Below are 26,832 nucleotides of genomic sequence, written 5' to 3'. Positions count from 1 at the left end.
CCCGCGTGGATCAAGCTACGGCGCCTGCCGGTCGGTCCGAAGGACGCGATGCCTTTTGGTGGAGGGGCACGGAAATGTGGATAACTCGCTCACCCTGGCGGGTGATTGAGGACTTCGTGGGCCGGCCTCGCCCGTGGGTCAGGGCCCGTCTCAGGTTCGCTCGGCAACGGTGGCCGGATCGTCCAGCACCGCCCGCACGACCGAGTGCGCGGCTCCCAGCAGCGGCCCCTGAGGACCCAGCCGGGACACGGACACGGGACAGGCCGGACCCGCCGTCCGGCGCGCCAACTCGTCCCGCAACGACGGCAGCAGCCACGGTGCCAACCCCGACAGCTCCCCGCCCAGCACCACGCTCTCCGGGTCGAGCAGGTTGACCGCCCCCGTCAGGGCGATTCCGAGCGCGGTGCCCGCGTCGCGCAGGGCACGGCGTACGTCCTCGTCGCCCTCGGCCGCGCGCCCCGCCAGCAGCCCGACCCGGTCCTCGTCCGGCTCCAGGCCGGCCGCGCGCAGGACCGCCTCCTCGCCGGCGTACTGCTCCAGGCACCCGCGCCCGCCGCACGCGCACTCCGGCCCGTCCGGCCGGACCGGCACGTGCCCCAACTCGCCCGCGAAACCGCGGTTTCCGCGCAGCAGTCCGCCGTCCACCACGACCGCCGCGCCGATGCCGATCTCCGCCGACACGTGCAGGAAGTCGCGCGGTGTGCCGTCGCCGAGCCAGAGTTCGGCGAGCGCCCCGAAGTTGGCCTCGTTGTCCACGGTCAGCGGGAGGTCCGCCGGAAGAAAGTCACCGAGGTCCGTGTCGTGCCAGTCGAGGTTCGGGGCGCGCACGACCGTCCGGGCGTCGCGCGCCACCAGACCGGGCACGGCCACGGCGAGACCGGCCGGCCACAGGCCCTCGCCCTCCGCCTCGGCGACGACCCGGCCGATGAGTTCGGTGAGCTCGGCGAGCACCGGCTCGGGGGAGCGGCCGCGGTTCGCGCCCTGGCGTATCGCCCGCGACCGGGTCGTGCCGCGCAGGTCCACGGCGCAGACCGCGAGATGGTCGACGCCGACCTCCGCGCCGATCCCCGCCGGGCCGCGTCCGCTCAACGCGAGCGCGGAGCCGGGGCGGCCCACCCGGCCGGGCCGTTCGGGCCCCAGCTCCTCCAGCAGGCCCGAGCGGATCAGTTCGTCGACGAGCGTCGACACCGCCGCCCGGGTCAGGCCGATCCGTGAGGCGACAGCGGCCCGGGACAGCGGCCCCTCGGCACGGACGGCGTGCAGGACACGGGCGAGGTTGCGACGGCGCATGCCCCGCTGGGTGTCCGGCAGGGCGCGCCCCGGCCCGGCCGGACGGGCCTCGTGCAGCGGTGCGGTCATGCCTGACGCCAGTCCTCAGTGGGTGTCCGTGGGCCGCTCCAGCAGCGGAGCCGCGTCGGAGAGTACCCCGGCGATCCTGGCCAGCGTCTCCTCGTCCCGCTCGACGGCGTCGAGCACCGGCCCGGCCGCCGTGTTCCAGCGCCGGGCGACCGCCGCCGGGTCCTCCCCGGTCAGCACCCCGGCCGCCTGCGCGGCGGCGCCGAGCGCCACCAGCTCCTTGGCCTTGGGCACCTGCACGGGACGCCCCGACAGCCGCAGTACGGTCTGCTGCCAGGCCTCGCCCCGAGCTCCGCCGCCGATCAGCAGCAGAGGCGCCGAGGGGTCCGCGTCCTGGTCCAGGACCAGGTCGAGCGCACCGAGCAGAGAGTGGACGGCACCGTCGTAGGCGGCCTGGAGCAGCTGGCCGGCGGTCGTGTCGTGGCGCAGGCCGTGCAGCAGGCCGGAGGCGTTCGGCAGGTTCGGGGTGCGTTCGCCGTCCAGGTAGGGCAGCAGCGTCACGGCCGTGCCCGGCTCGACGGCCTCGCGGTCCAGACCCAGCAGCGCGGCGACGCGGTCCACGGCGAGCGTGCAGTTCAGGGTGCAGGCCAGCGGCAGCCAGTCGCCCCGGGCGTCGGCGAAACCGGCCACCGTGCCGCTGGGGTCGGCGGGCCGCCGCTGCGACACCGCGTACAACGTGCCCGAGGTGCCGAGGCTCATCACCGGCATGCCCGGACGCAGCCCGAGGCCCAGCGCGGCGGCGGCGTTGTCGCCGGTGCCGGGGGCGACCAGGGTGCCCTTGGAGAACGGCAGATCATGGCTGTCGCGCACCGTGCCCGCCACCTCGCCGGGCCGGACCACACGGGGCAGCAGGGCCGGGTCGAGCCCCACGTGCGCCAGGATCTCCTCGTCGTACGACTCCGTCCCGGACGCCCACCAGCCCGTCCCGGAGGCGTCGCCGCGGTCGGTCGTACCCTGCCCGGTGAGCCGCTCGGTGAGGTAGTCGTGGGGGAGGCGCACGGCCTTCGTGGCGCGCGCCGCCTCCGGCTCGTGCTCGGCCAGCCAGGCCCACTTGGTGACCGTGAAGGAGGCGGCGGGGACACTGCCGGTGCGTTCGGCCCAGAACTTCGCGCCGCCCAGTTCCTCGGTCAGCCTGCGCGCCTGCGGCGCCGAGCGCACGTCGTTCCACAGCAGGGCCGGACGGACCGGCTCACCGCGCTCGTCCAGCGTGACCAAGCCGTGCTGCTGCCCGCCGACCGACACCGCGGCGGCCTCGTGCGCCGCCTCGCCGCACTGGCGCAGGGCCTCGCACAACGCGTCCCACCACTGGCGCGGATCGCTCTCCCGCCCGGCCCCCGAGGAAACGGTGTGCGGTGCCTGGCCGGTCGCGACGACCCGGCCGGTGGCCACGTCGACGACCAGCGCCTTGGTGGACTGGGTGGACGAGTCCACGCCGACGACGAGCGGACCCTCGGCTGCTGACATCGGGCTTCTCCCTTTGCTCTCGTCCCGAGACACCTTGTCTCTTCCCAGGAAGGTGCTCGCATACTAATTTGTAAATCGGCATGACGAAATAGCCTCAGCGAGCAAGGAGCCGCGGCATGAGCTACCAGCCCACCCCCGAGGACAGGTTCACCTTCGGACTGTGGACCGTCGGCTGGCAGGGACGGGATCCCTTCGGCGACGCCACGCGGCGTGCGCTCGACCCGGTCGAGACGGTGCAGCGACTGGCCGAGCTCGGCGCCCACGGCGTCACCTTCCACGACGACGACCTGATCCCGTTCGGCTCGAGTGACACCGAGCGCGAGGCCCACATCAAGCGCTTCCGGCAGGCGCTGGACGCCACGGGCATGAAGGTCCCGATGGCCACCACCAACCTCTTCACGCACCCGGTCTTCAAGGACGGCGCGTTCACCGCCAACGACCGTGCCGTGCGCCGCTACGCGCTGCGCAAGACCATCCGCAACATCGACCTCGCTGTCGAGCTCGGCGCTCAGGTGTACGTGGCCTGGGGCGGCCGGGAGGGCGCCGAGTCGGGCGCCGCCAAGGACGTCCGCGTGGCCCTGGACCGGATGAAGGAGGCCTTCGACCTGCTCGGCGAGTACGTCACCTCCCAGGGCTACGACCTGCGCTTCGCGATCGAGCCCAAGCCGAACGAGCCGCGCGGCGACATCCTGCTGCCGACCGTCGGCCACGCCCTGGCGTTCATCGAGCGCCTGGAGCGTCCGGAGCTGTACGGCGTCAACCCCGAGGTCGGGCACGAGCAGATGGCCGGGCTCAACTTCCCGCACGGCATCGCGCAGGCCCTGTGGGCGGGCAAGCTGTTCCACATCGACCTCAACGGCCAGTCCGGCATCAAGTACGACCAGGACCTGCGCTTCGGCGCCGGTGACCTGCGGGCGGCGTTCTGGCTGGTCGACCTGCTGGAGTCGGCCGGCTACACCGGCCCGCGGCACTTCGACTTCAAGCCGCCGCGGACCGAGGACCTCGACGGGGTGTGGGCCTCGGCGGCCGGCTGCATGCGCAACTACCTCATCCTCAAGGAGCGCGCCGCCGCCTTCCGCGCCGACCCGGAGGTCCAGGAGGCCCTGCGCGCGGCCCGCCTGGACGAGCTGGCCCAGCCCACCGCCGCGGACGGCCTCCAGGCCCTGCTCGCCGACCGGTCGGCCTTCGAGGCCTTCGACGTCGAGGCGGCCGCCGCCCGCGGCATGGCCTTCGAGCGTCTGGACCAGCTGGCGATGGACCACCTGCTGGGGGCACGCGGCTGAGCGCGCGCGCGTGCGGGACGTCGGCCGGTCACGGGGTGCGTGACCGGCCGACGGGGCCGACAAGCTCCGGAACCAGCGTCCGTCATGCTCCGGGATCACGGTCCGTCATGCTCCGGAATCAGCGTCCCTGCTCCGGAATCGTGCGGTCCACGCCATGAACGCGTATCAACTTCCGTGCGCCCTTCCCGCCTTGGGCGGTGTGCGGCGATTCTGGTCGGTATGGCCATGCCGCCCGTACCGCCTCGTCCGCCCGGGCCTCCCCGCCGCCGGAACCCCGTGCTCATCCTGCTCGCCGTACTCGTGGCCGTCGCAGCCGTGTTCCTCGTGGTGTTGATGGCCAGGGGAAGCGACGATTCGCCGGACCGGGAGCCGCCCGCCGAGAGCACGAGCGGCACGTCCGCTCCGTCCTTCGGCATGCCCACGGAGCTGCCCACCGAGAGCACGAGCGGCACGTCCGCTCCGTCCTTCGGCATGCCCACGGAGCTGCCCACCGAGTTACCCAGCAAGCTGCCGACCCTGCTGCCCTCGGGCTTTCCCAGCCAGCTGCCGAGCGACCTGCCGAACGACCTCGAATCGCTCCTCCCGTCCCTGGACACCGGCGAGCTACTGCCCTGAGCTCAGAGCGGCTCCGTCTCCGGCGGCGAGCTGCGCCGACGTCAGTGCCGTCGCCGGATCCTGCGCGGCGCCTCCCGCGGGTAGCCAGCGGCCGCGTTCCTTGTGGTACGGCCACCACCGGCCGTCCCGGCCGAGGCGCAGCTGGACCGGCGCGCCGACGACCGTCCAGCGGTTGCCCCGCGCCCGCAGCTCCGGCCGCTCGTCCGCGTCCCAGGCCGACTCCAGGGCGGCACGCGCGCGTGCGAGCTTCTCGCCCTCGACCTTCCACTCCTCGTCGAGCACGGACAACGCGGTCGTACCGCCCTGGCGCCAGGCACGGGCCGCCGCTGCCAGCCCCTCCCGGCCACGCCCCGACCCCTCGGCCAGACGGTCCGCCACCACCGGCCCGGGCTCGCCCGCGGCCAGCCGTACGGCGTCTTCCGAGACCGTCAGATCCTCGCTGGGAGCGTCGCGTTCGGCCGCGTCCCGGAGTGACTCCGCGAGCAGTCGGTGCGCCTGGACGGCGGTCCGCGCGGCCAGGAACTCAAGCGCGGCCGGGTCGATGCCCGGAGCGGGCGGCGTCTCGGCGTCCAGCGACGGCGGTACCCCCGGCTCGTCGGGGAGTTCGGGCAGGGGCGGCAGCGGAGGCAGGATGTCGCCGGCCGCGTACGCCTCGGCCGCGTCCACGCCCTCCTGGCCGGGACGCTCCGCGGCGGACGTGCCGCTGCGCGACTGGAGATCATTCAGCAGGGTCGCTTCGTCGCGTCCCCGCATCAGGAGCAGGACGAACGGGTCCTGGTCCAGCAGTCGCGCCACCTGGTAGCAGAGCGCCGCCGTGTGCCCGCAGTGGTCCCAGGCTCCACATCCGCACTCCGGCTCCAGATCGCCCAGGCCCGGCAGCAGTTCGACGCCCGCGGCCGCCGCGTCCTCGACCAGATGCGGCGGCATCTCCCGGTCGAGCAGCGCCGCCACATGACCGGCCCGCTCCACGGCCATGTCCAGGAAGCGGTCCCACTGTCCGGGCGACAGCTCCTCCAGCAGGACATCGGCCCGGTGCGCCGTGCGGTCGCGGTCCTGGACGACGGCCGTGAGCCGCCCCGGGCGCACCGACACCGCGCCGACCGCGCCCGCGCGCGCGAGCCGGCGGCCCGTCTTGAGCTGCGCCGAGTCCAGTGCCGTGTCCTCCAGCGCCTTCAGCCACGCCTGACCCCACCAGGTCTGCGCGAAGCCCCGCCCGCGCGCGGGCGGCAGCGCGGCGAACGTGCGCTCCGTGTCACCGTCGTACCGAGTCATCGCAGGCCCCCTCGCAGTTCGACCAGATCCGCCAGTTCCGCGTCCGTCAGCTCCGTGAGGGCGGCCTCGCCGGAGCCCAGGACCGCGTCCGCCAGCTCCCGCTTGCGGGCCAGCAGCTCGGCGATGCGGTCCTCGATGGTCCCCTCGGCGATGATCCGGTGCACCTGCACGGGCCGGGTCTGGCCGATGCGGTAGGCGCGGTCGGTCGCCTGGGCCTCGACGGCCGGGTTCCACCAGCGGTCGTAGTGCACGACGTGCTCGGCCCGGGTGAGGTTCAGGCCGGTGCCCGCCGCCTTCAACGACAACAGGAACACGGGCACTTCGCCGTCCTGGAAGCGCCGCACCATGGCCTCGCGCTGGGCGACGGGCGTCCCGCCGTGCAGGAACTGCGAGGGCGTGCCGCGGGCGGCAAGGTGCTGTTCGAGGAGGCGGGCCATCTGCACGTACTGCGTGAAGACCAGCACGCCCGCCTCCTCGGCGAGAATCGTGTCGAGCAGTTCGTCCAGCAGCTCCAGCTTCCCCGAGCGCCCGGCGATCACCGGCCGCTCCTCCTTGAGGTACTGCGCCGGGTGGTTGCAGACCTGCTTCAGACCGGTCAGCAGCTTCACGATCAGTCCGCGCCGCGCCATGCTGTCGGCGCCGGAGATCTCCGCGAGTGCCTCGCGCACCACGGCCTCGTACAGGCCTGCCTGCTCCTGGGTGAGCGACACGGCGTGATCGGTTTCCGTCTTCGGCGGCAGCTCGGGCGCGATCCCCGGATCCGACTTGCGGCGGCGCAGCAGGAACGGCCGTACGAGCCGGGCCAGCCGGTCCGCGGCGCCTGGGTCCCGACCGCCCTCGACGGCCTCCGCGTACCGCCTGCGGAAGGTGCCGAGCCGGCCCAGCAGCCCCGGGGTGGTCCAGTCGAGGATCGCCCACAGCTCCGACAGGTTGTTCTCCACCGGGGTGCCGGTGAGCGCCACGCGCGCGCGTGCGCCGATGGAACGCAGCTCCCGCGCGGTCGAGGAGTGCGGGTTCTTCACGTGCTGGGCCTCGTCCGTCACGAGCATGCCCCACGGCACCTCGGCGAGCCGGGGCGCGTCCAGGCGCATCGTGCCGTACGTGGTGAGTACGAACTCCCCGTCGGCCAGGCCGTCGAGGCCGCGCCGCGCGCCGTGGAAGCGCCGCACGGGTGTGCCGGGCGCGAACCGCTCGATCTCCCGCTGCCAGTTGCCCATCAGGGACGTCGGGCAGACCACCAGGGTGGGCCCGGCGGACCGGGTGTCGGTCTGCCGGTGCAGGTGCAGGGCGATCAGCGTGACCGTCTTGCCGAGCCCCATGTCGTCGGCGAGGCAGCAGCCGAGGCCCAGCGAGGTCATACCGGCGAGCCAGTTCAGGCCCCGCCGCTGGTAGTCCCGCAGGGTGGCCGCGAGGGCGGCCGGCTGCTCCACCGGCTGTTGCGCCTCGGGGTCGGCGAGCCGCTCCCGCAGGGCCGCCAGCCATCCGGTGGGCCGCACCTCGACCCGGCGCCCGTCCACCTCCGCCCAGCCCGTCAGGGCCGCGCCAAGCGCGTCCACCGGCGTCACCTTGTGATCCTGCCGGGAGCGGGCCAGGCGTACCTCCTGAGGGTCGATCAGGACCCACTGGTCGCGCAGCCGCACCACAGGGCGCTTGGCCTCGGCGAGCCGGTCCAGCTCTTCGCGGCTCAGCCGCCGGTCGCCCAGCGCGAACGACCAGTCGAAGGCGAGCAGCGCGTCGGCGGACAGGAACGACGGCATGGCGGCGAAGGCCTTGCCGGAGTCCGGCTCGTCGTCGGAAGGCCCCACCTCCGCGCGCGTGGTGAGCTCGCGGGTCAGTCCCTTCGGCCAGTGCACGTCCACTCCAGCCGCCGCCAGCGCCCGGGCGCCCGCGCCGAGCAGTTCGGTGACCTCCTCGTCGGCGAGCTCGACCGCGTCCGGCACGGTCGCCGACAGCAGGGGCGTGAGCGGGGTCCAGGCCCGGGCCGCGCGGCGCAGGGCGAGCAGGGCGTCCATCCGCGCGCGCGGGCCGAAGGCCTCGCCTCCGGCGCCGGCCCAGACGTCGGTGGCGTCCGCCACGAGCGCGGGGTCGTTCACGCTGTGCACCTGGAGCACGGCCCGGAACGTCACGTCCGCGTCGACGTCCGCCGAGTCCGTCAGGCCGTCCGCCTCGATCCGCAGCGACAGCCGCACCCCCGCGTCGTGGCCCGCGGCGACGTCGGCGGCCCACGCACGCTGCTCGGGCAGCCGCACCGGCTCGGGTGACGCGTAGGCGGGTCCGCCGGTGACCATCGGCGCGGCGGGGGAGCGGGGCAGGGTGTCGGCGACCGCGTCGAGGAAGGCGCACAGGAGCTGCTCCGGGTCGGGCAGCCGCAGCGGCCCGGCGCCCGGCAACGGCACGGCGTGCGCCTCGGGCGGCATCGCGGCGGCCAGGCGGCGCACGGCCTCGATGTCCTGGGCGCGCAGCGGGCCCGCGCGCCAGGCGTCGTGGTCGCCGGAGGACAGCCCCGGCAGCAGCAGTCCGCGCGCCACGAGGTGCAGGGCGTGCGCGGCCGCCGCGCCCCAGAACACGGTGGTCCGGTGTCCCCGCGCGCCGGTACGCGCGCGTATGAGGACCGGCAGGGCGGTGCGTACCGGCACCAGGACGGCGGGCACGCTCTGCGGCTCGACCCCGTCGACGCAGGGCACGACGACGGTCAGGTGCCTGACGGACGCGGCAGAAGCAGACGCCGAAGCCGACGCCGTGGCCGGAGGGGTCTCGCCGTCCGGCCGCCAGAAGGCGACGCTGCCTGTGCGGGCCGGATCGCCGGGCAGGAACACGGCGCAGCAGTGGGCCAGTTCGGAGAGGTCGCAGGAGGGTGCCGGGGGAGTCGGATGCTCGGCTATGGCTGGTTCCTCAAATTTGACTAGTGAGTCAGAGTCGCCGAGGGTACAGCACTTCCTGCCACCTCTGGATATGACTTTGCTGTGAGCTGGGTCACCATAGAGGTCTCCGGGGTGCGGAGGGGGCGCGTCTCAGGGATGTCTCAGGGTCGCGGTCCGGAACCGTCGCAAGCGCGGGCCCGTTTTCGAGACAGAGAGCGGCAGTGGCCGCGAAGGAGGCGACATCATGTCCAAGAACGCCAAGATCGCCGCAGGCGGCGTGGCAGTCGGGCTCATCCTGTTGATCTGGCTGCCCTGGTGGGCATCGCTTTTGATCATCCTGGGAGTCCCGGCCGCCGCGTATCTCACGCTGGACCCCTCGCAGCGGCGCAGGCTGCGCCGCGCCACCCGCAAGGAGCTGGGCCGTTGACGCGCTGATGACCGGCGCGGCCGAAGGCCGCACCGGCTCAGTTCGGCCGTACGGCCATCTTGTCGAGGGCCGCGAGGAGACCCGGCAGCTCCGGCCCCCGGCCCACCGGCAGGACCTCGCCGGGCTCCTCGTCCAGCAGCACGAAGGCGATGTCGTCGGTCCTGGCCACGAGTGACCAGCCGGGACCGTCGGCCCGCAGGGTCCGCGCGTCACCCGGCGCGAACGACGACCGGACCCGGCCCAGCGGCGGCGGCGAGTCGATGTAGGTGCGGGCCTCCGCGAGGACGCGCCGGATGCCGCTGTGGCCCTGCTGCCCGCTCTCCCCGCCTCCGTCCACACCGTCGGCCGACGCACCTCCGTCACCCGGCGTCGCCGAGGACCCCGGTGCCGGGAAGGCCGAGTCGTCGACCTGTTCCCGCCACACCGCCCACTGAAGCGCGATCTCGTCCGCGCCCAGGCGCCGCTGGGCCGGGCCCCAGACGGTGGTGTCCGGCGGAGCGAGCGGGGGCCGGTCGTCGGCCTCGGGGCCGGGATCGTGCGGCGCCGGCACGCCGGGCGCCGCGACGGCGACCGCGAGGGGCCAGCCGGGCAGCGCCGCGACGACGGTGCGCTCGTCGGGCGACAGCTCGTACTCCATCCCGCAGTCCCAGGACGCGATCGCGACGGCCACCAGGGAGACGTCGTCGATGACCACGGTCCATCGGGCGCCGTCGCCGTCCTGGCCGAGCACCAGCCCGTACCCGTCGGCGAGCGGCGGGAGGCCGAGCGCCGCGCAGGCCTCCGGATAGTCGTCGCCCAGCACGCTCGGGAACTTCGCCGGCGTCAGCAGCACCGCCGTGAGCACATAGAGCGCGTCGTCGGCGGCGTCCTCGTCCGTCCCGGCCATCCCAGCCTCCCCATCGGTTCGTCCACCGGCGCGCACCCTAGTGTGCGCGGAAGCCGCTTGTCACGGCCTCGCAAGCACACTCGGAGCTGCCGTTTTCCGGCGGACGGGGCGAATCGGCCGTCCTGGCCGGGCGCGTCACTCCGCCGGCAGCCCCAGCAACTCTCGGGCCACGGTCCGGGGCGATTCGCCGCGTTCCCGCGCGAGCGCGACGACGGCCCGGCCGGCCAGCTCGTTCACCCCGAACGACAGCGCCTCGGGCGACACCCACCCGGCCGCCTCGTCGGCCCGCTCCTGGTCGTCCTCCGCGCTCGCCGTGACGTAGGCCGCGGCCGCCTCGAAAAGGTTGTGCGGACGTTTGTCCCCGCCGGCCTTCGTCTCCGTGCGCATGGCATGAGCAACTCTGCCTCCGGCCTTGCGGACCTTGCCCCACATGCTGACCACCTTCCCCTGGACGGATGTCCCGCCTGCCGGTCATCTCCCGTCCACCAACGTAGAGTTGGACGTCCGGTGACATAAGGGGGAGGGTGCTGTGAAGCGCTTCGCGCGGCTGGAACAGATTCGGCGGATGGACCCGTACCGGCAGGCCACGGACATCTACCGGCTGAGCGTGGCGTACGAGTTCCCCTGGGACTTCACCCGTGCCTTGGAGCTGGCCCTGTACCGCACGTACGCCGTCCCGGGCATCGGCCGGCTGCTCGCCGAGACGGCGGAGCTCACGGAGCGGACGCAGAAGCGCTACGACGACACGTCGTTGCTGCTGGACGCCGTGGTCGAGCACGGCTTCGGCAGCGACCAGGGCAACACCGCGATCCGCCGCATCAACCAGATGCACCGCAGCTACGACATCAGCAACGACGACATGCGCTACGTGCTCTGCACGTTCGTCGTGGTGCCCAAACGGTGGATCGACGCCTACGGGTGGCGCAGGATGTCGCGCCACGAGATCGTCGCCAGTGTCATCCACTACCGCACGCTGGGCCGGCACATGGGCATCAAGGACATCCCCGAGACCTACGAGGAGTTCGAGACCTGCCTCGACGGCTACGAGGCGGCCCACTTCGCCTGGGACGAAGAGGCACGGCGGGTCTCGGACGCCACGCTCGACCTGATGTCCTCCTGGTACCCGCGCCCGCTCGCCCCGCTGCTGCGTACCACGACCCTCGCGCTGCTCGACGACGCGCTGCTGCGTGCCTTCCGCTACACGCCGCCGAGCGACGCCACGCGCGCGTGGGTGCGTCGCGCGGTACGGCTGCGGGGCCGCGCCGTCCGTCTGCTGCCGCCCCGGCGCGCCCCGCACTTCGCCCGGCAGAACTGGGAGATCAAGGGCTACCCGTACGGCTACCGGCTCGCCGACCTGGGCACGCGCCCGGTCCCGGGCCTCCGGTGGTGTCCCGTGCGGCACGTGGCGGCGTCGGACGCCGAGGCCGGGTGACGACGAAACCGCGTGCCGCGGCCGGGTGGCGGGGCTGTGGCGAGGCCGGGTGACGCGGCGGCTCAGTCCTCGCGGACGGCGAGTGCCAGGAAGCGGGAGTCCTCATCGACGTACGACGTCATGCGCCACCCCGAACCGGCCAGCAGCGGCCGGAGGTTGGGCTCGGCACGCAGGTCGTCGGGGGTGAGCGGGCGGCCGTGGCGCGCGGCCAGGGCCGCCCTGCCGATCGGGTGGAACAGCGCCAGCACACCACCGGGACGCACCACGCGCGCCAGCTCCCGCAGGTTCTCGGCCGGACTCGGCAGGTGCGAGATCAGGCCCGCCCCGAACACGGCGTCCAGCGAGTGCGATCGCAGCGGCAGCGCGGCGATGTCCGTGAGCAGCAACGCCCCGTCACGGTCCCGTCCGGCCCGCCGGGCCTCCCGCAGCATGGCCGGGGTCAGATCGGCCCCGAGCACCACCCCCGAGGGCCCCACGGCGGCACGCAGCGGAGGCAGAGCGCGTCCGGTGCCGCACCCCGCGTCGAGCACGCGGTCGCCCGCGCGCAGTCCGAGCCCGGCGACCGCGGCCGCGTAGGCCGGACCGTCGTCGGGGAACCGGCTGTCCCAGTCGGCGGCGCGGGCGGTGAAGAACTCCTGGACACGCGTCTGGTCGTCGCTCATGCACGGCATGATTCCTCACCGGCACGGATGACGCCTCAGTGCACACGTTCGAGCGTGACCCGATCGTTCCGGTACATCCTTGCGTCATATTCCAACACCTTTCGAAATGCGCCCCCTTCGGGCGCCCCTGCCGGGTCTAGCGTCCCGGGGCCATGGGACACCTGGACCACGCCGCCCTGGGGTGGCTGACCCCCGTGCTGTCGTACGTGATGGCCTGCATCGGCGCCGCCCTCGGGCTGCGCTGCACCGTCCGCGCGCTCGCCGCGACCGGGCGTTCGCGCCGCAACTGGCTCGTCACCGCCGCCTCGGCGATCGGTACCGGCATCTGGACCATGCACTTCGTGGCCATGCTCGGTTTCAGCGTCGCCGGCACCGATATCCGCTACGACGTGCCGCTCACCCTGCTGAGCCTGCTCGTCGCCATGATCGTCGTCTGCGCCGGCGTCTTCGCCGTCGGCTACAGCCGGGACCGCGGCCGGGCCCTGCTGATCGGCGGGCTCACCACCGGCCTCGGCGTCGCGAGCATGCACTACCTGGGCATGGCGGCCGTCCGCCTGCACGGTGACGTCACCTATGCCCCGGTGCTCGTCGGACTCTCCGTCCTGATCGCCGTCGTCGCCGCGACGGCGGCCCTGTGGGCGGCGCTCAACATCAAGTCGCCCGTCGCGGTCACCGTCGCCTCCCTGATCATGGGCGCGGCCGTCAGCAGCATGCACTACACCGGGATGTTCGCGGTGAGCGTGCGCGTGACGCCCTCCGGGGAGGCACTGCCCGGGGCCACGGCGATGCAGTTCATCTTCCCCCTCGCCGTCGGCCTCGGGTCCTACCTCTTCCTGACCTCCGCCTTCGTCGCGCTGTCGCCGACGGCAGGGGAGCGTGAGGCGTCCGCGTCGGCCCAGCGCCCGGTCGAGAGCGTCGCCCGTTAGCCGCGACCGAGGCCCGGCGGGGCGGGCGACAGGCCCTCCGAACGGCCCGCCCGCGGCTTGGACGCCCCGACCCGCGGCCTGGACGGCACGACCCGCGGCCTGGACGGCACGCCCCACGGTTTGGACGGCACGACCCGCGGCCTGGACGGCACGCCCCACGGTTTGGACGGCACGTCCCCGGTCCCGGCGGCAGATCCCGAAGCCCGGACGGCACGCCCTGAACCCGGGGTGAGCCGCCCCGACCCCCCCGAGCGAGGAGTCCATGCGTACAACCCGTAGGACCCCCTCAGCCGGCGCCGAGGCGCCGCCCCCGCCCGTGCGCGGTCGTCGCGCGCACGCCGGACCGCCGGCCGACGAGGGTGCCGAGGCATTCCCGGGGGCCGCACCGGACGGAGCGTCCACGCGCGCGGAGCGCTGGCACATACGCCCCCGTACCGTGCGCGCCAAGATCGTCTGCCTGCTGATGGTGCCGGTCGTCTCCCTCCTGGCCCTGTGGGCCCACGCCACCGTCACCACCGCCCAGGACGTCGCGCGGCTGCGGCAGGTCCAGCGCGTGGACGCCATGGTCCGCGCGCCCGTCTCCGCCACGGTCGCCGCCCTCCAGGCCGAACGCACGGCCGCCGTACGCCGCGCCACCGACCCCTCCGCCACAGGGACCGACGAACTGGAGGAACTCGCCCGGCGCACCGACCGGGCCGTCGCGAAACTGCGGCTCGGCGAGAACAGCACCGTGGCCGACAGTGAGGAGCTGCCCGCCGGAGTCGCCCGCCGGCTGGAGGCGTTCGTCACGGGTGCCGAGCGACTGCGTCCGCTGCGGACCGAGGTGCGGGACCGGCGCGCAGGCTGGGCCGAGGCGTACGACCGCTACACCCGGACCATCTCCGAGGCTCTCGGCGTCGGCGGTGCCCTCACCGGCATCCAGGACGCCGACCTCGGCTCCGACGCGCGCGTGCTGCTGGAATTCTCCCGCGCCGCCGAGGCCTTGGCCCGGGAGGGCGCGCTGCTGGCGAGTGCCCGGCTGTCCGGAACCCTGACCGGGGAGCGGCTCCGGCTCTTCACCGGCGCCGTCGAGCTGCGCCGCACCCTGACGGAGTCGGCCCTCGCCGACCTGCGCGGCACCGAACGCTCCGCGTGGAACGCCCTCGCCGACAGCAGCGCCTACGCCGGGCTGCGCGACGCCGAGGACGGGATCCTCGCCGGCCGGCCAGGTACCAACGCGATCAAGGCGGCGCCCGAGAGCACCTGGAACACCGTCCACGCGCGCGTGCAGGACGGCATGCGCACGATCGAGGACGACGCCGCACGTGACGTCGCGGAGCGGGCCGACCCGTTCACCCGGGGACTGCTCACCCCGGCCGGCGCAGCCGTCCTGCTCGGCCTCGCCGCCGTCGCCGCCTCACTCGTCATCTCCGTACGCATCGGCCGCGGCCTCGTGGTGGAGCTCGTGAGCCTGCGCAACAGCGCACTGGAGATCGCCCGGCGCAAACTCCCCGAGGCCATGGGGAGACTGCGCGCGGGCGAGGAGATCGACATCCGCGCCGAGGCACCCCCGGGACCGGCCGCCGAGGACGAGACCGGGCAGGTCGCCGAGGCCCTCGGCACCGTCCACCGTGCCGCGCTGCGGGCCGCCGTCGAGCGCGCCGAACTCGCCAGCGGTATCTCCGGCGTCTTCGTCAACCTCGCCCGCCGCAGTCAGATCCTCGTCCACCGGCAGCTGAGCCTCCTCGACAGCATGGAACGCCGCTCCGACGACCCCAACGAACTGAGCGACCTCTTCCGCCTCGACCACCTCACCACCCGTATGCGGCGCCACGCCGAGAGCCTGATCATCCTGTCCGGAGCGGCCCCCGGCCGGGCCTGGCGGATGCCCGTCTCCCTGACCAACGTGGTCCGCGCGGCCGTCTCCGAAGTGGAGGACTACGCGCGCGTGGAGGTGCGGCAACTCCCCGAGGCGGCCGTCGTCGGCGCGGCGGTGGCCGACCTCACGCACCTCCTGGCCGAGATCATCGAGAACGCCGCCCAGTTCTCGCCGCCCCACACGCGCGTGCGCGTCACCGGCGAACCCGTCGGCAACGGCTACGCCGTCGAGGTCGAGGACCGCGGCCTCGGCATGGGCAAGGAGGCTCTCGCCGAGGCCAACCGCCGCATCGAACAGTCCGAGGCGCTGGACCTGTTCGACAGCGACCGGCTCGGCCTGTTCGTGGTCAGCAGGCTCGCCGCCCGGCACGACATCAAGGTCCACCTGAGGACCTCGCCGTACGGCGGCACCACCGCGGTCGTCCTCGTACCCACCGCCCTGCTGCACACGGAGGCGGCGGGACGTTCCCACGGTGCGGCGGTGCAGGCGCGGCAGCCCGAGGCACGCGCCCACGCGCGCGTGCCCGACGACACCCCTCACCAGGACACCGTCCCCGACGCCGTCCCGGCACCGGCCGACCGGCGCGCCCTGGTGGCTCCCGTCCCGCCCGCCGCGAACACCACGAGCCACACCCCACCCCCAGGAGTCGCCACCTTGCGACTGCACCGGCCCCAGGAGCAGCCCGAAGGCTCCGACGACCTCCCACGTCGCGTACGACAGGCCAGCCTCGCGCCCCAACTGCGCGAAGGGCGCCCCGAGGAGCCGCCGCCCTCGCCCGCACCCCGGGACGACGACCGCACCCCCGAGCTCGTCCGGGACCGCATGGCGGCGTACCGCGACGGCTGGACGCGCGGCGGTGGCAGGCAACCCGGCCGCGGAACCAGTCCCGGCCCGAAGGGCAGCGACAGCTTCGAAGGAGACCCCGCATGATCCAGGACCCGAGCACGCATTCCGCCCGGCGCTCCGGCGAACTCGACTGGCTGCTGGACGATCTGGTGCTCCGCGTGAGCGAGATACGGCACGCCGTGGTGCTGTCCAACGACGGCCTCGCCGTGGGCGCCTCGACCGACCTCCGCCGCGAGGACGCCGAGCACCTCGCCGCGGTCGCCTCGGGCTTCCACAGCCTCGCCAAGGGGGCCGGACGGCACTTCGGTGCCGGCGGTGTCCGCCAGACCATGGTGGAGATGGACGAGGGATTCCTGTTCGTTGCCGCCGCCGGCGACGGATCCTGCCTCGCCCTCCTCACCGCCGTGACCGCCGACATCGGTCTCGTGGCCTACGAGGTGGCACGCCTGGTCAAACGCGTCGGCGAGCACCTCGGCACGGCACCCCGTGGCGGCGCCCGGCCACCCGCCGCCGGATGAACCGAGAAGGCGGTCCGCGCAGATGACCGAGGACATGACGGGCGCCCCGCCCGAGCCGGGCAGCCAGTGGTACGACCACGAGGCCGGCCCCCTCGTCCGCCCCTACGCCATGACGGGCGGACGCACCCGGCCCGGTCCCACCGGCGTGCGCTTCGACCTGATCGCCCTGGTCACCCTGGACCCCGCCGCACCCGCCGTGGACGACGTCCCGCTCGGTCCGGAACACCGGACCCTCCTCGACCTGTGCCGTACGGAGACCCAGTCGGTCGCCGAACTCGCCGCGGGCGCGGACCTGCCCGTGGGCGTCGTCAGGGTCCTCCTCGGCGACCTCCTGGAAATCGGCTGTGTCACCGTCAGCCGCCCCGTGCCACCTGCACAGCTGCCCGACGAGCGCATTCTGCGCGAGGTGATCGAGGGACTGAGGGCGCTGTAGAGGCCGGCACATCACCCACGTACTCACCTCACCCCTTGCAGGCACTCCCGAGTTGCCGGCACTCCCGAGAGAAGTGATCAATGGTCTCCGAGCACTCCGAGCACTCCGAGCACTCCGAGCACTCCGAGCACTCCGAGCACTCCGACGCCACCGGCGGCGAGACGTCCGCACTGGCGTTGAAGATTCTGGTCGCCGGCGGGTTCGGCGTGGGCAAGACCACTCTGGTCGGCGCCGTCAGTGAGATCCGGCCACTGCGTACCGAGGAACTGCTCAGCGAAGCCGGCCAGTTGGTGGACGACACCGACGGCGTGGACCACAAGACCACCACGACCGTCGCCATGGACTTCGGACGCATCACCATCCGCTCGGGCCTCTCCCTGTACCTGTTCGGCACACCGGGCCAGGACCGGTTCTGGTTCCTGTGGGACGAGTTGTCGCAAGGGGCGCTCGGCGCGGTGGTCCTCGCGGACACCCGTCGCCTGGAGGACTGCTTCCCCGCGGTCGACTACTTCGAGCACCGGCGCATCCCGTTCGTGGTGGCCGTCAACTGCTTCGCGGGTGCCCGGCGGCACGGCGCCCCGGACGTCTCGCGCGCCCTCGACCTCGACCGGGGCACACCCGTGGTGCTGTGCGACGCCCGGGACCGGGACTCAGGGAAGGAGGTGCTGATCCGGCTCGTCGAGTACGCCGGGCGGATGCACACCGCCCGGCTCCTCGACTCGGTCGGATGACCGGGGTGCTTCCCTGTCAGTCCGCGACGTCCCGCTCCGCCAGGACTTTGCCGATGGCGACACGGACGAGGAGTTCGCCCGGGACGCCGTTGCGGGCGCCGAACTCCTCGGCACGCTCCTCGCCCATGTACCGGGCGCCGATGCGGGTGGCCCAGTGCCGTATCTCGTCGAGGTCCTCCGATACTCGGGCGCGGCCCCGCAGCACCACGAAGGAGTACGGCGGCCGGTCGTCGTCCACACACAGGGCGACCCGGCCGTCACGGGTGAGATTGCGCCCCTTCACGCTGTCCTTGCCGGTGTTGAACACCAGCTCGTCGCCGTCCAGGACGAACCAGATCGGGGTCACGTGCGGGCTTCCGTCGGCCCGTACCGTGGAGAGCTTTCCGGTGCGGGTGCCGTGGGAAACGAACTCCCGCCATTGCGCGTCGGTCATCTTCTCTGCCATGGCTCCCATCCTCCTTGCCCCGGCAGCGGTCGTGGGGAAGGCTGGCGTGGAGATCCTCCGGCCAGGAGGAGAATCGCACGGGGAGAAAACGGGGAGATCGGAACATGGCGCAGAACCAGGGACTGGACTGGCTGCTGGACGACCTGACCGAGCGCGTCCACGAGGTGCGGCACGCACTGGTCCTGTCCAACGACGGTCTGGTGACAGGCGCGAGCACGGGACTGCGCCGCGAGGACGCGGAGCACCTCGCGGCCGTGTCGTCCGGACTGCACAGCCTGGCCAAGGGCTCGGGACGGCACTTCGGCGCGGGCAGCGTACGCCAGACGATGATCGAGTTCGACGAGGCGGTGCTCTTCGTCACCGCGGCCGGCACGGGCAGTTGTCTGTGCGTCCTCAGCGGCGCGGAGGCCGACATCGGCCAGATCGCATACGAGATGACCCTTCTCGTCAACCGGGTCGGCGAGCATCTCGACGTGGATGCACGCCGGCCCGAACGGAAACCGGAAACGGACGCCTGACCTGCCCGTTCGTCACCCCCGCGGAGTTATCCACAGGCTCGCCACGAGATGTGCCGAAGCGGCTACGGTTTTTTCACGGCGACCGCACACGGCGTGAGCCGCTGACTCCACGGGGGAGACCGACCATGGCAGGCACCATCGCGAAACCCGACCGCCTCACCTGTGCCCCGAGCCGGGCCGCCCGCGAACTCGGCCTCAGGCGCGGCGAGTTCGACCTGGCAGTGAATCTCGGGCTCATCCGGACCGTTCCCGACGAAGGGGGCGGAGGCCGACGGGTCGCTCGCGCCGAGATCGACCGGCTGTGCGGCGAGGACCGCTTTCCGGACGCACTGCGCGAACGCGTCGCGACCGTGGGCACCAACGAAGGCGCCAAGCTCATGGACGTGACGCCCACCAGGTTCACGAGCCTCGCGCGCTTCGGCCTGCTCGTGCCCGTGCGTTTCTACCTCAACCGTTACCGCACCGTCGTCTGGCTCTATCTGGCCGAGGAGCTACGGCAGTTCGCGTCCGACAAGAGCAACGCCCGGCTGCTGACCGGCCGCACGCCCGCGGAGATGCGGGAAAGGCTGAGGGCGGGAATGGACCGGCGGCCGCGCAACTGGCGGGGACGGCACATCGGGTTCCTGCTGAGGCAGGCGGGAGACGACCCGTGGGCGCACGCGGCGGCCGTCGCCTGCCTCCTCGACCCGGCCGACGTGGTGGACGTCGTCGAGGACCCGTACGAGCGCGCCCACCTGAACCGCTGCCGCCCCCGGCTCCCGGCACACGGCGAGCCCGGCTCACCCGCCGCGGACCGGGCCCAGGAGCTCATGACGGCGAGCGAGCCGGACGAAGTGGCCTGGTTCCGCGCGGACCTCGCCCACACGATGGAAACGGCCAGGAGGCAACACCCGGCACCACGCCCGGCCCCGGAACCGGCCCTCCAGCAGGTGCCGGCCCCCACCTCGGCACCCGAGCCGGTCACGGCTCCGGCGGAAGCCCCGCTCGCACCCCCGTCCGCGCCCCCGCCCCCGGGCCAGACGCCTTCCCACGGCCTCTTGGGCTGGCTGCGCCGCAGAGGCCGACGGCCTACGGGATGACCCTGGCCCCTGCCAGGGCGCAGGGCGCACGCCCTGCTGTCCGCCCGATAAGCGATGAGTTTCCGGATGCGTCCCGGTCCGATCTATGAGGAGACTATGTCCGGGAGGCGATCATGTTCGGTTCGACGAAGGCGTACAGCGGGTTCTCCGTGAACGACATCGACGCGGCCAAGAAGTTCTACGGCGACACGCTGGGACTCCGCGTCTCTGAAGAGAACGGCATGCTGATCCTGCACATCGCGGGTGACCGGGACATCCTGGTGTACCCGAAGCAGGAGCACACGCCGGCGACGTACACCATTCTCAACTTCTCCGTCGACGACATCGAGGCGGCGGTCGACGAGCTGAGCAGAAGGGGGGTGCGTTTCGAGCGCTACGACCACCTCAAGACAGACGACAAGGGCATCTTCCGCGGTGGCGGCCCCCTGATCGCGTGGTTCACCGACCCGGCGGGGAACGTGTTGTCCGTCCTCCAGGAAACCTGACCCGTCGGCCATGCCCGAACTGCCCGACGTCGAGGGCTTCCGGCAGGTGCTCGAGTCCTGTGCGAAGGGACGGGTCGTGCGGCGTGTCGAGGTACGGGACGCGGGCGTCCTGCACGGGGTCGGGGTGCGGGGCCTGCGTGACGCGCTGGAGGGCCGGCGGTTCGGCACGACGGAGCGGCACGGCAAATGGCTGCTCGCCCGCACCGGAGGCCCCACCCTGGTACTGCACTTCGGCATGACCGGCCGGCTGCTCTGCGGTCGTCCCGACGATGCCGTCGAGGCCCACGACCGCGTGCTGTTCACGCTGAGCGGCAACCGCCAGCTGCGCTTTCGTGACCAGCGCAAACTCCAGGGCCTGTGGCTGGCGCACGACGACTCGGACATCGACCGGCTGCTTCGGCGGCAGGGCCCCGACGCGATGGCGGTGGACCGCGGGGAGTTCGAGGCCGTGCTGTCGTCGCGCCGTGGTCACCTGAAGACCGCGCTCACCGATCAGTCCGTCCTGGCCGGCCTCGGCAACCTGCTCGCCGACGAGATCCTGTGGCGCGCCCGGCTGCGCCCCGACCGCCGGGCGCGTGAGCTCACCCAGGACGACCGCCGTCGCCTGTACAGCGAGATGCGCAGCACCCTGCGGTCCGCCGTCACCGCCGGCTGCGTGCCGCCGCGGGACTCCTGGCTCACCGGCCATCGCGACGATCCCGACCCCAGGTGCCCGCGCTGCGGCACCGGTCTGCGCCGGTCCCGCATGGCGGGCCGCGGCACGGTGTGGTGCCCGCGGTGCCAGCCGGACGGCTGATCCGGCCGGGGCCGGTCCGTCGCCGGGGGTAGGACGACCGGGGGGCGGGCGGGGCCGGTCAGTCGCCTGGGGTCGGGTGGGTTGGCGGGTCTGGCGGGGCCGGTCGGTCGCCTGGGGTCGGGTGGGCTGGCGGGTCTGGCGGGGCCGGTCGGTCGCCTGGGGTCGGGTGGGCTGGCGGGGCCGACGGGACCGGTCAGTCGCCTGGGATCAGGAGGGCTGGCGGGCAGGACGGGCCCGGTCAGTCGCCCGGGCCAGGAGGGTGGCGGACCGGACCGGCCCGCCACCGGAAGCCGGGATGCCTGCCAAACCGGACCGATCAGTCGCCGGAAGCCAGGACGGCCGCCGGGCCGGCGGGGGCGCCACCGTACGGATCGCGCCAGGATGGACGGATCGCGCCAGGATGCACGGAGCAGACCCGGACCCGGTCGGGCGCGAGTTCCAGCGCGGCGGCCTTGGTCAGTCCGCGCAGCCCCCACGCGGCGGGTAGATCGGCGCCGCCGTCTGCCAGGCGCCGCGAGGATGTCGGCGATCCAGACGGGCCGGCGCCGCATGTCGGCGATCAGCCCGGCCCTCAGCCCTTGGGAGCGCGGCACGGTGAGCGCCGCCTTGCGCTGCAACGCCGTCGCGACGGCGTTGCCGAGGGCCGCGCAGACCGCGAGGACGACGGCGAGCACGGTGGGCAGCGTGGCCACCTCCCGGATCGGCGGGCGTGTGACGCCGGCAGTGCCTCCTCCTGCCATGGTCGCCGGATCCGGTCACGGGCGCGATCGAGACCCGAAAGGCGCGGGCATCGATCGGCGAAGGGCCAGGTCAGTCCAGCTTGCGGAACAGCCCCTCCTGCACGACCGACACGACCAGCCGGCCCTCACGGTCGTAGATCCGGCCCCGGGCCAGACCGCGGCCGCCGACCGCGATCGGCGACTCCTGGTCGTACAGCAGCCAGTCGTCGGCCCGGAACGGGCGGTGGAACCACATGGCGTGGTCCAGTGACGCCATGTCGAAGCCCCGCGGGCCCCACAGCGGCTCGACCGGGATGCGGACGGCGTCCAGGAGGGTCATGTCGCTGGCGTAGGTGAGGGCGCAGGTGTGTACGAGCGGGTCGTCGCCGAGCGGCCCGACCGCGCGCATCCACACGGCGCTGCGCGGCTCGGCGTCCGCGACCTCCTCCGTGGTCCAGCGCAGCCGGTCCACATACCGGATGTCGAAGGGCTGGCGGCGGGCCATCCGCTCCAGTTGCTCGGGCAGCGCGCCCAGATGCTCCCGGATCTCGTCCGTGACGGTCGGCAGGGACTCCGGGTCCGGGACCTTGCGGGCCGGCGGCAACTGGTGCTCGAAGCTGCCGTCCTCCGGCTTGTGGAAGGAGGCGGTGAGATTGAAGATCGTACGGCCCTGCTGCACGGCCGTGACCCGGCGGGTCGTGAACGACCGCCCGTCGCGCACCCGCTCGACCTGGTAGACGATCGGCACTCCCGGGATGCCCGGGCGCAGGAAGTACGCGTGCAGCGAGTGCACGGGACGGTCGCCGTCCGTGGTGCGGCCGGCGGCGACCAGGGCCTGGCCCGCCACCTGCCCGCCGAAGACCCGCTGGAGGGACTCCTGCGGGCTGCGGCCACGGAAGATGTTGACCTCGATCTGCTCCAGGTCGAGCAGGTCGACGAGCCTCTCGGCCGGATTCGTCGTCATCGGTGCGTTTCTCCTGTGCTCAGAGCTGGCCGACGTCGGTGACGCGGACGATCGCGCGGCCCTCCGCGTCCGAGGCGGTGAGGTCGACCTCCGCGCTGATGCCCCAGTCGTGGTCGCCGTTCGGGTCGTGGAAGATCTGCCGGACCCGCCACAGGGCGTTCTCCGGCTCCTCCTCGATGAGCAGCAGCTTCGGGCCGCGGGCGTCGGGGCCGGTGCCGAGGTCGTCGTACTCCTCCCAGTACTTGTCCATCGCCTCGCCCCAGGCGTCGGCGTCCCAGCCGGACTCCGCGTCCATCTCGCCCAGTTCCCCGACCTGGTCGAGGGCGGCCAGCTCGACCCGGCGGAACATGGCGTTGCGGACCAGGACGCGGAAGGCACGCGCGTTGGCTGTGACCGGCTTGACCTCGTCGGCCTTCTCCTGGGCCTCCTCGGCGGTCATCTCCTCCGGGTTGGCAAGCTGCTCCCACTCGTCCAGCAGGCTGGAGTCGACCTGGCGCACCATCTCGCCCAGCCACTCGATCAGGTCCTGGAGGTCCTCGGACTTGAGGTCGTCCGGGACGGTGTGGTCGAGGGCCTTGTAGGCGCTGGCGAGGTAGCGCAGCACGATGCCCTCGGTGCGCGCCAGCTCGTAGTGGGACACCAACTCCGTGAAAGTCAGCGCCCGTTCGTACATGTCACGGATGACCGACTTCGGCGACAGCGGATGGTCGCCGACCCAGGGGTGGCTCTTGCGGTACGTGTCGTACGCGTGGAAGAGCAGTTCCTCCAGCGGCTTCGGGTACGTGATGTCCTGGAGACGCTCCATGCGCTCCTCGTACTCGACGCCGTCCGCCTTCATCGCGGCCACGGCCTCGCCGCGCGCCTTGTTCTGCTGAGCGGCGAGGATCTGCCGCGGGTCGTCCAGGGTGGACTCGACCACGGACACCATGTCGAGCGCGTACGACGGCGATTCGGGGTCCAGCAGCTCGAACGCGGCCAGCGCGAACGTGGACAGCGGCTGGTTGAGCGCGAAGTCCTGCTGGAGGTCGACGGTGAGGCGGACGCCGCGGCCGCTCGCGTCCGGCTCGTCGAGCTTCTCGACGATGCCGCCGTCCAGCAGCGAGCGGTAGATCGCGATGGCCCGGCGGATGTGCCGCAACTGCTGCTTGCGCGGCTCGTGGTTGTCCTCCAGCAGGTGGCGCATCGCCTCGAAGGCGTTGCCGGGGCGGGCGATCACCGACAGCAGCATCGTGTGCGTCACCCGGAACCGGGAGGTCAGCGGCTCCGGTTCGGACGTGATGAGCTTCTCGAAGGTCTGCTCCGACCACGCGACGAAGCCCTCCGGGGCCTTCTTGCGGACGACCTTGCGGCGCTTCTTCGGATCGTCGCCCGCCTTGGCGAGGGCCTTCTCGTTCTCGACGACGTGCTCGGGCGCCTGCGCGACGACGAAGCCCTCCGTGTCGTAACCGGCCCGCCCGGCACGCCCCGCGATCTGGTGGAACTCCCGGGCGCGCAGCGTGCGGACGCGCGTGCCGTCGTACTTGGTGAGGGCCGTGAACAGCACCGTGCGGATGGGGACGTTGACGCCCACGCCGAGGGTGTCCGTGCCGCAGATGACCTTCAGCAGGCCGGCCTGAGCGAGCTTCTCCACCAGGCGGCGGTACTTGGGCAGCATGCCGGCGTGATGGACGCCGATGCCGTGCCGGACGTAACGGGAGAGGTTGCGGCCGAACTTGGTGGTGAAGCGGAAGTTGCCGATCAGGTCGGCGATCTGCTCCTTCTCCTCGCGCGAGCACATGTTGATGCTCATCAGCGCCTGCGCCCGCTCCACGGCCTGCGCCTGCGTGAAGTGCACGATGTAGACGGGTGCCTGCCGGGCTGCCAGCAGGTCGGTGAGCGTCTCCGTGAGCGGGGTGTAGCGGTACTCGTACGACAGGGGCACCGGACGGGTCGCCGAGCGGACCACCGCCGTCGGGCGGCCGGTGCGGCGGGTGAGGTCCTTCTCGAAGAAGGAGACGTCGCCCAGCGTCGCCGACATCAGCACGAACTGCGCCTGCGGCAGCTCCAGGATCGGGATCTGCCAGGCCCAGCCGCGGTCGCCCTCCGCGTAGAAGTGGAACTCGTCCATCACGACCTGGCCGACGTCCGCCTGCTTGCCGTCGCGCAGCGCGATCGACGCGAGCACCTCGGCGGTGCAGCAGATCACGGGGGCGTCGGAGTTGACGGACGCGTCGCCGGTCAGCATGCCGACGTTCTCCGTGCCGAAGATCTTGCACAGTTCGAAGAACTTCTCCGACACCAGCGCCTTGATGGGGGCGGTGTAGAAGGTGACCTCGTCGCGAGCCAGGGCGGCGAAGTGCGCGCCCGCCGCGATCATGCTCTTGCCGGACCCGGTGGGCGTCGACACGATCACGTTCGCGCCGGAGACCACCTCGATCAGCGCCTCCTCCTGGTGGGGATAGAGCGTGAGACCCCGCTCACCGGCCCACGACTCGAAGGCTTCGTACAGGGCGTCGGGGTCGGCGGTCGGCGGCAGCTGATCGATGAGGGTCACGCCCCCCATCTTGCCTGGCCTCCTGCCCGATGCGGGAATCGGCTGCGGGCACGAAGATCGCGAACGCTACGCTGTGTCGCCGACGGGATCTCAGGGCGCCGGTCAACTGGACAGCGGTACACGAGGAATGGGGCGGGCAACGCCGATGATGGGACCAGCACACTCACTGTCGGGCGCCGCCGCCTGGCTCGGCGCCGGTGCGGCGGCCGCGGCGGCCGGGCACCCGATGCCCTGGCCGGTCCTCCTCGTCGGTGCCCTGGTCTGCGCCGGTGCCGCGCTCGCCCCGGACCTCGACCACAAGGCGGCCACCATCTCCCGGTCCTTCGGACCGGTGTCGCGCTGGCTGTGCGAGATCGTCGACAAGCTGTCGTACGCCGTCTACAAGGCCACCAAGAAGCAGGGCGACCCGCGTCGCTCCGGCGGGCACCGGACGCTCACGCACACCTGGCTGTGGGCGGTCATGATCGGTGCGGGAACCTCGGTCGTGGCGATCACCAGTGACCGCTGGGGAGTGCTGGCGATCCTCTTCGTGCACATGGTCCTGGCCATCGAGGGCCTGCTGTGGCGGGCGACGCGCGGCTCCAGCAGCGAAGTGCTGGTGTGGCTGCTGGCCGCGGCCAGCGCCTGGATCCTCGCGGGCGTCCTGGACAAGCCCGGCAACGGCGCGGACTGGTTGTTCACGGCGCCGGGCCAGGAGTACCTGTGGCTGGGGCTGCCGGTCGTGCTCGGCGCGATCGTGCACGACATCGGGGACGCGCTGACCGTCTCCGGCTGCCCGGTCCTGTGGCCCATCCCCGTAGGACGCAAGCGCTGGTACCCGGTCGGTCCGCCGAAGTTCATGCGGTTCCGGGCGGGCAGCTGGGTCGAGCTCAAGGTGCTGATGCCGGTGTTCATGCTGCTCGGCGGGGTGGGCTGCGCGGCCGCGCTCAACGTCATCTGAATCGCCGGCCGAGCCGGAGGACAGGGCTCAGCGGCCGCCGTACCGGCGCTCGAACGCGGCGACCCGGCCCTCCGAGTCCACCGTGCGGGCCTTGCCCGTGTAGAAGGGGTGGCTCTCCGAGGAGATCTCCACGTCCACGACCGGGTAGGTCTCGCCGTCGTCCCACTCGATGGTCTGGTCGCTGGTCGCGGTGGACCGGGTCAGGAACGCGTAACCGGCGGCCCGGTCGCGGAAGACGACGGGACGGTAGCCGGGGTGCTTCTCCTGCTGCATGGATGCTCCTCGTGCCGCTCGGGTCGGTTCCGCGATCAGCCGGGCAGGACGTCCTCGTCGACGATGTGCACGGCTGCCTCCTCGGCCGACGCCGCCGCACCGTCGATGCCCACGTCCATGGCGACCAGCGCGCTCTCCTCGTCCTCGTGCGCGCCCTCGTCGGGGGCCACGAGCCGGCCGGAGCGGGCGGCGCCGACCTCGTTGTCCAGGAGTTCCCCGTCGGTGCCCTGGCAGTCCCCGAGACCGTCACCGTCCGGGGCGACGGGCTCCGGCAGCTCCTCGGCGAGCCGCTGGTCCAGCGTCTCGCCCCGCAGCCGCTCCGCCGCCGTGACGCCGGTGTGCTCCACGGCCCAGGGCCGCTCGGGAGGGGACCAGCCGCGGTCGAGGGGATCGTCGACGCCGTCGTACTCCAGAGTGTCCTCGGCGTCGAGCAGCCCCGTGTCCTCTCTCTGCTCGGATGGTTCCGGCTGGTAGACGTCGTCTCCCCAGCCGTCGGAGCTCTTCACGGGT

Annotated in this window: 26 protein-coding genes; 14 read left to right on the top strand and 12 right to left on the bottom strand. The window is 72.8% G+C overall.

The features are described from left to right. Positions 1-150 precede the first annotated feature (150 nt). Together HDA41_RS05380 and xylB are read right to left on the bottom strand one after the other, a co-directional pair. Entirely contained in the window at positions 151-1,359 is a 1,209-nt protein-coding gene (locus HDA41_RS05380) for an ROK family transcriptional regulator (protein WP_184981190.1), read from the bottom strand. A 15-nt stretch (positions 1,360-1,374) separates the two neighbouring features. After that, a complete protein-coding gene (xylB, locus tag HDA41_RS05375) occupies positions 1,375-2,820 on the bottom strand; it encodes a xylulokinase (RefSeq protein WP_184981189.1) in 1,446 nt (481 codons plus the stop codon). Between the two features lie 116 nt (positions 2,821-2,936). Between xylB and xylA the strand changes: the two genes are divergently transcribed. Both xylA and HDA41_RS05365 read left to right on the top strand, forming a co-directional pair. After that, the gene (xylA, locus tag HDA41_RS05370; RefSeq protein ID WP_184981188.1) at positions 2,937-4,103 is read left to right on the top strand and encodes a xylose isomerase; all 1,167 of its coding nucleotides are present in this window, start codon (positions 2,937-2,939) and stop codon (positions 4,101-4,103) included. 219 nt (positions 4,104-4,322) lie between these two features. Then, positions 4,323-4,718, top strand: coding sequence for a hypothetical protein (locus HDA41_RS05365; RefSeq protein WP_184981187.1), 396 nt, complete (start codon positions 4,323-4,325; stop codon positions 4,716-4,718). Here HDA41_RS05365 and HDA41_RS05360 read toward each other — a convergent pair. Beyond that, positions 4,707-5,990 carry an SWIM zinc finger family protein gene (locus tag HDA41_RS05360; protein WP_184981186.1) on the bottom strand — a complete coding sequence of 428 codons (1,284 nt, stop codon included), beginning with the start codon at positions 5,988-5,990 and terminating at the stop codon, positions 4,707-4,709. The genes HDA41_RS05365 and HDA41_RS05360 overlap by 12 nt on opposite strands. Further along, positions 5,987-8,806: an SCO1167/SCO6262 family helicase gene (locus tag HDA41_RS05355; protein ID WP_376706767.1), complete on the bottom strand. Its 2,820-nt coding sequence runs from the start codon at positions 8,804-8,806 to the stop codon at positions 5,987-5,989. The genes HDA41_RS05360 and HDA41_RS05355 overlap by 4 nt, the downstream gene beginning before the upstream one ends. A gap of 289 nt (positions 8,807-9,095) precedes the next feature. Here HDA41_RS05355 and HDA41_RS05350 point away from each other — a divergent pair, with 289 nt between their 5' ends. Next, positions 9,096-9,278: a tail-anchor membrane protein gene (locus tag HDA41_RS05350; protein ID WP_010040978.1), complete on the top strand. Its 183-nt coding sequence runs from the start codon at positions 9,096-9,098 to the stop codon at positions 9,276-9,278. Between the two features lie 37 nt (positions 9,279-9,315). On the opposite strand, the gene HDA41_RS05345 is transcribed toward HDA41_RS05350, so the two are convergent. Further along, the gene (locus HDA41_RS05345) at positions 9,316-10,164 is read right to left on the bottom strand and encodes a hypothetical protein (protein WP_184981185.1); all 849 of its coding nucleotides are present in this window, start codon (positions 10,162-10,164) and stop codon (positions 9,316-9,318) included. 135 nt (positions 10,165-10,299) lie between these two features. Then, positions 10,300-10,596 (bottom strand): hypothetical protein, encoded by a 297-nt coding sequence (locus HDA41_RS05340; protein ID WP_184981184.1) that lies wholly within the window; start codon positions 10,594-10,596, stop codon positions 10,300-10,302. A gap of 97 nt (positions 10,597-10,693) precedes the next feature. Here HDA41_RS05340 and HDA41_RS05335 point away from each other — a divergent pair, with 97 nt between their 5' ends. Then, positions 10,694-11,596 (top strand): oxygenase MpaB family protein, encoded by a 903-nt coding sequence (locus HDA41_RS05335; protein ID WP_184981183.1) that lies wholly within the window; start codon positions 10,694-10,696, stop codon positions 11,594-11,596. A 62-nt stretch (positions 11,597-11,658) separates the two neighbouring features. On the opposite strand, the gene HDA41_RS05330 is transcribed toward HDA41_RS05335, so the two are convergent. Continuing rightward, positions 11,659-12,258 (bottom strand): class I SAM-dependent methyltransferase, encoded by a 600-nt coding sequence (locus HDA41_RS05330; RefSeq protein ID WP_184981182.1) that lies wholly within the window; start codon positions 12,256-12,258, stop codon positions 11,659-11,661. Between the two features lie 152 nt (positions 12,259-12,410). Between HDA41_RS05330 and HDA41_RS05325 the strand changes: the two genes are divergently transcribed. The 5 genes from HDA41_RS05325 to HDA41_RS05305 all read left to right on the top strand — a co-directional run bounded on the left by HDA41_RS05325 (position 12,411) and on the right by HDA41_RS05305 (position 17,570). Continuing rightward, positions 12,411-13,184, top strand: coding sequence for an MHYT domain-containing protein (locus HDA41_RS05325; RefSeq protein ID WP_184981181.1), 774 nt, complete (start codon positions 12,411-12,413; stop codon positions 13,182-13,184). A 262-nt stretch (positions 13,185-13,446) separates the two neighbouring features. After that, entirely contained in the window at positions 13,447-15,972 is a 2,526-nt protein-coding gene (locus HDA41_RS05320; RefSeq protein ID WP_184981180.1) for a sensor histidine kinase, read from the top strand. Next, a complete protein-coding gene (locus tag HDA41_RS05315; RefSeq protein WP_184981178.1) occupies positions 15,969-16,406 on the top strand; it encodes a roadblock/LC7 domain-containing protein in 438 nt (145 codons plus the stop codon). The genes HDA41_RS05320 and HDA41_RS05315 overlap by 4 nt, the downstream gene beginning before the upstream one ends. 22 nt (positions 16,407-16,428) lie before the next feature. Continuing rightward, positions 16,429-16,839: a DUF742 domain-containing protein gene (locus tag HDA41_RS05310; RefSeq protein WP_184981176.1), complete on the top strand. Its 411-nt coding sequence runs from the start codon at positions 16,429-16,431 to the stop codon at positions 16,837-16,839. Positions 16,840-16,919: 80 nt separating this feature from the next. After that, on the top strand, positions 16,920-17,570 hold the full coding sequence (locus tag HDA41_RS05305; RefSeq protein ID WP_184981174.1) for a GTP-binding protein: 651 nt from the start codon (positions 16,920-16,922) through the stop codon (positions 17,568-17,570). Between the two features lie 16 nt (positions 17,571-17,586). Here the strand turns inward: HDA41_RS05305 and HDA41_RS05300 are convergent, their stop codons facing one another. Continuing rightward, positions 17,587-18,015: a PPOX class F420-dependent oxidoreductase gene (locus HDA41_RS05300; RefSeq protein ID WP_184981172.1), complete on the bottom strand. Its 429-nt coding sequence runs from the start codon at positions 18,013-18,015 to the stop codon at positions 17,587-17,589. Between the two features lie 104 nt (positions 18,016-18,119). On the opposite strand from HDA41_RS05300, the gene HDA41_RS05295 reads away from it, so the two are divergent. The 4 genes from HDA41_RS05295 to HDA41_RS05280 all read left to right on the top strand — a co-directional run bounded on the left by HDA41_RS05295 (position 18,120) and on the right by HDA41_RS05280 (position 20,893). Beyond that, positions 18,120-18,533 carry a roadblock/LC7 domain-containing protein gene (locus HDA41_RS05295; RefSeq protein WP_184981170.1) on the top strand — a complete coding sequence of 138 codons (414 nt, stop codon included), beginning with the start codon at positions 18,120-18,122 and terminating at the stop codon, positions 18,531-18,533. A gap of 125 nt (positions 18,534-18,658) precedes the next feature. After that, entirely contained in the window at positions 18,659-19,612 is a 954-nt protein-coding gene (locus HDA41_RS05290) for a DUF6397 family protein (RefSeq protein ID WP_184981168.1), read from the top strand. Between the two features lie 113 nt (positions 19,613-19,725). Further along, positions 19,726-20,097, top strand: coding sequence for a VOC family protein (locus tag HDA41_RS05285; RefSeq protein ID WP_184981166.1), 372 nt, complete (start codon positions 19,726-19,728; stop codon positions 20,095-20,097). A 10-nt stretch (positions 20,098-20,107) separates the two neighbouring features. After that, the gene (locus HDA41_RS05280) at positions 20,108-20,893 is read left to right on the top strand and encodes an Fpg/Nei family DNA glycosylase (protein WP_184981164.1); all 786 of its coding nucleotides are present in this window, start codon (positions 20,108-20,110) and stop codon (positions 20,891-20,893) included. Between the two features lie 810 nt (positions 20,894-21,703). On the opposite strand, the gene HDA41_RS05275 is transcribed toward HDA41_RS05280, so the two are convergent. Together HDA41_RS05275 and HDA41_RS05270 are read right to left on the bottom strand one after the other, a co-directional pair. Further along, the gene (locus HDA41_RS05275; protein WP_184981162.1) at positions 21,704-22,576 is read right to left on the bottom strand and encodes an acyl-CoA thioesterase; all 873 of its coding nucleotides are present in this window, start codon (positions 22,574-22,576) and stop codon (positions 21,704-21,706) included. A gap of 19 nt (positions 22,577-22,595) precedes the next feature. Continuing rightward, entirely contained in the window at positions 22,596-25,109 is a 2,514-nt protein-coding gene (locus HDA41_RS05270) for a DEAD/DEAH box helicase (RefSeq protein WP_184981160.1), read from the bottom strand. Between the two features lie 145 nt (positions 25,110-25,254). Here HDA41_RS05270 and HDA41_RS05265 point away from each other — a divergent pair, with 145 nt between their 5' ends. Further along, positions 25,255-26,049, top strand: a complete 795-nt coding sequence (locus HDA41_RS05265; protein WP_184981158.1) for a metal-dependent hydrolase — start codon at positions 25,255-25,257, stop codon at positions 26,047-26,049. A gap of 27 nt (positions 26,050-26,076) precedes the next feature. Here the strand turns inward: HDA41_RS05265 and HDA41_RS05260 are convergent, their stop codons facing one another. Together HDA41_RS05260 and HDA41_RS05255 are read right to left on the bottom strand one after the other, a co-directional pair. Beyond that, complete coding sequence (locus HDA41_RS05260) at positions 26,077-26,322, bottom strand: type B 50S ribosomal protein L31 (RefSeq protein WP_184981156.1); 246 nt, start codon at positions 26,320-26,322, stop codon at positions 26,077-26,079. A 35-nt stretch (positions 26,323-26,357) separates the two neighbouring features. Then, positions 26,358-26,828 carry a DUF5709 domain-containing protein gene (locus tag HDA41_RS05255; protein WP_059418943.1) on the bottom strand — a complete coding sequence of 157 codons (471 nt, stop codon included), beginning with the start codon at positions 26,826-26,828 and terminating at the stop codon, positions 26,358-26,360. Positions 26,829-26,832 lie beyond the last annotated feature (4 nt).

This window comes from Streptomyces caelestis, from assembly GCF_014205255.1.
Lineage (GTDB): Bacteria > Actinomycetota > Actinomycetes > Streptomycetales > Streptomycetaceae > Streptomyces > Streptomyces caelestis.
This window is presented reverse-complemented; position numbering and strand designations above follow the sequence as displayed.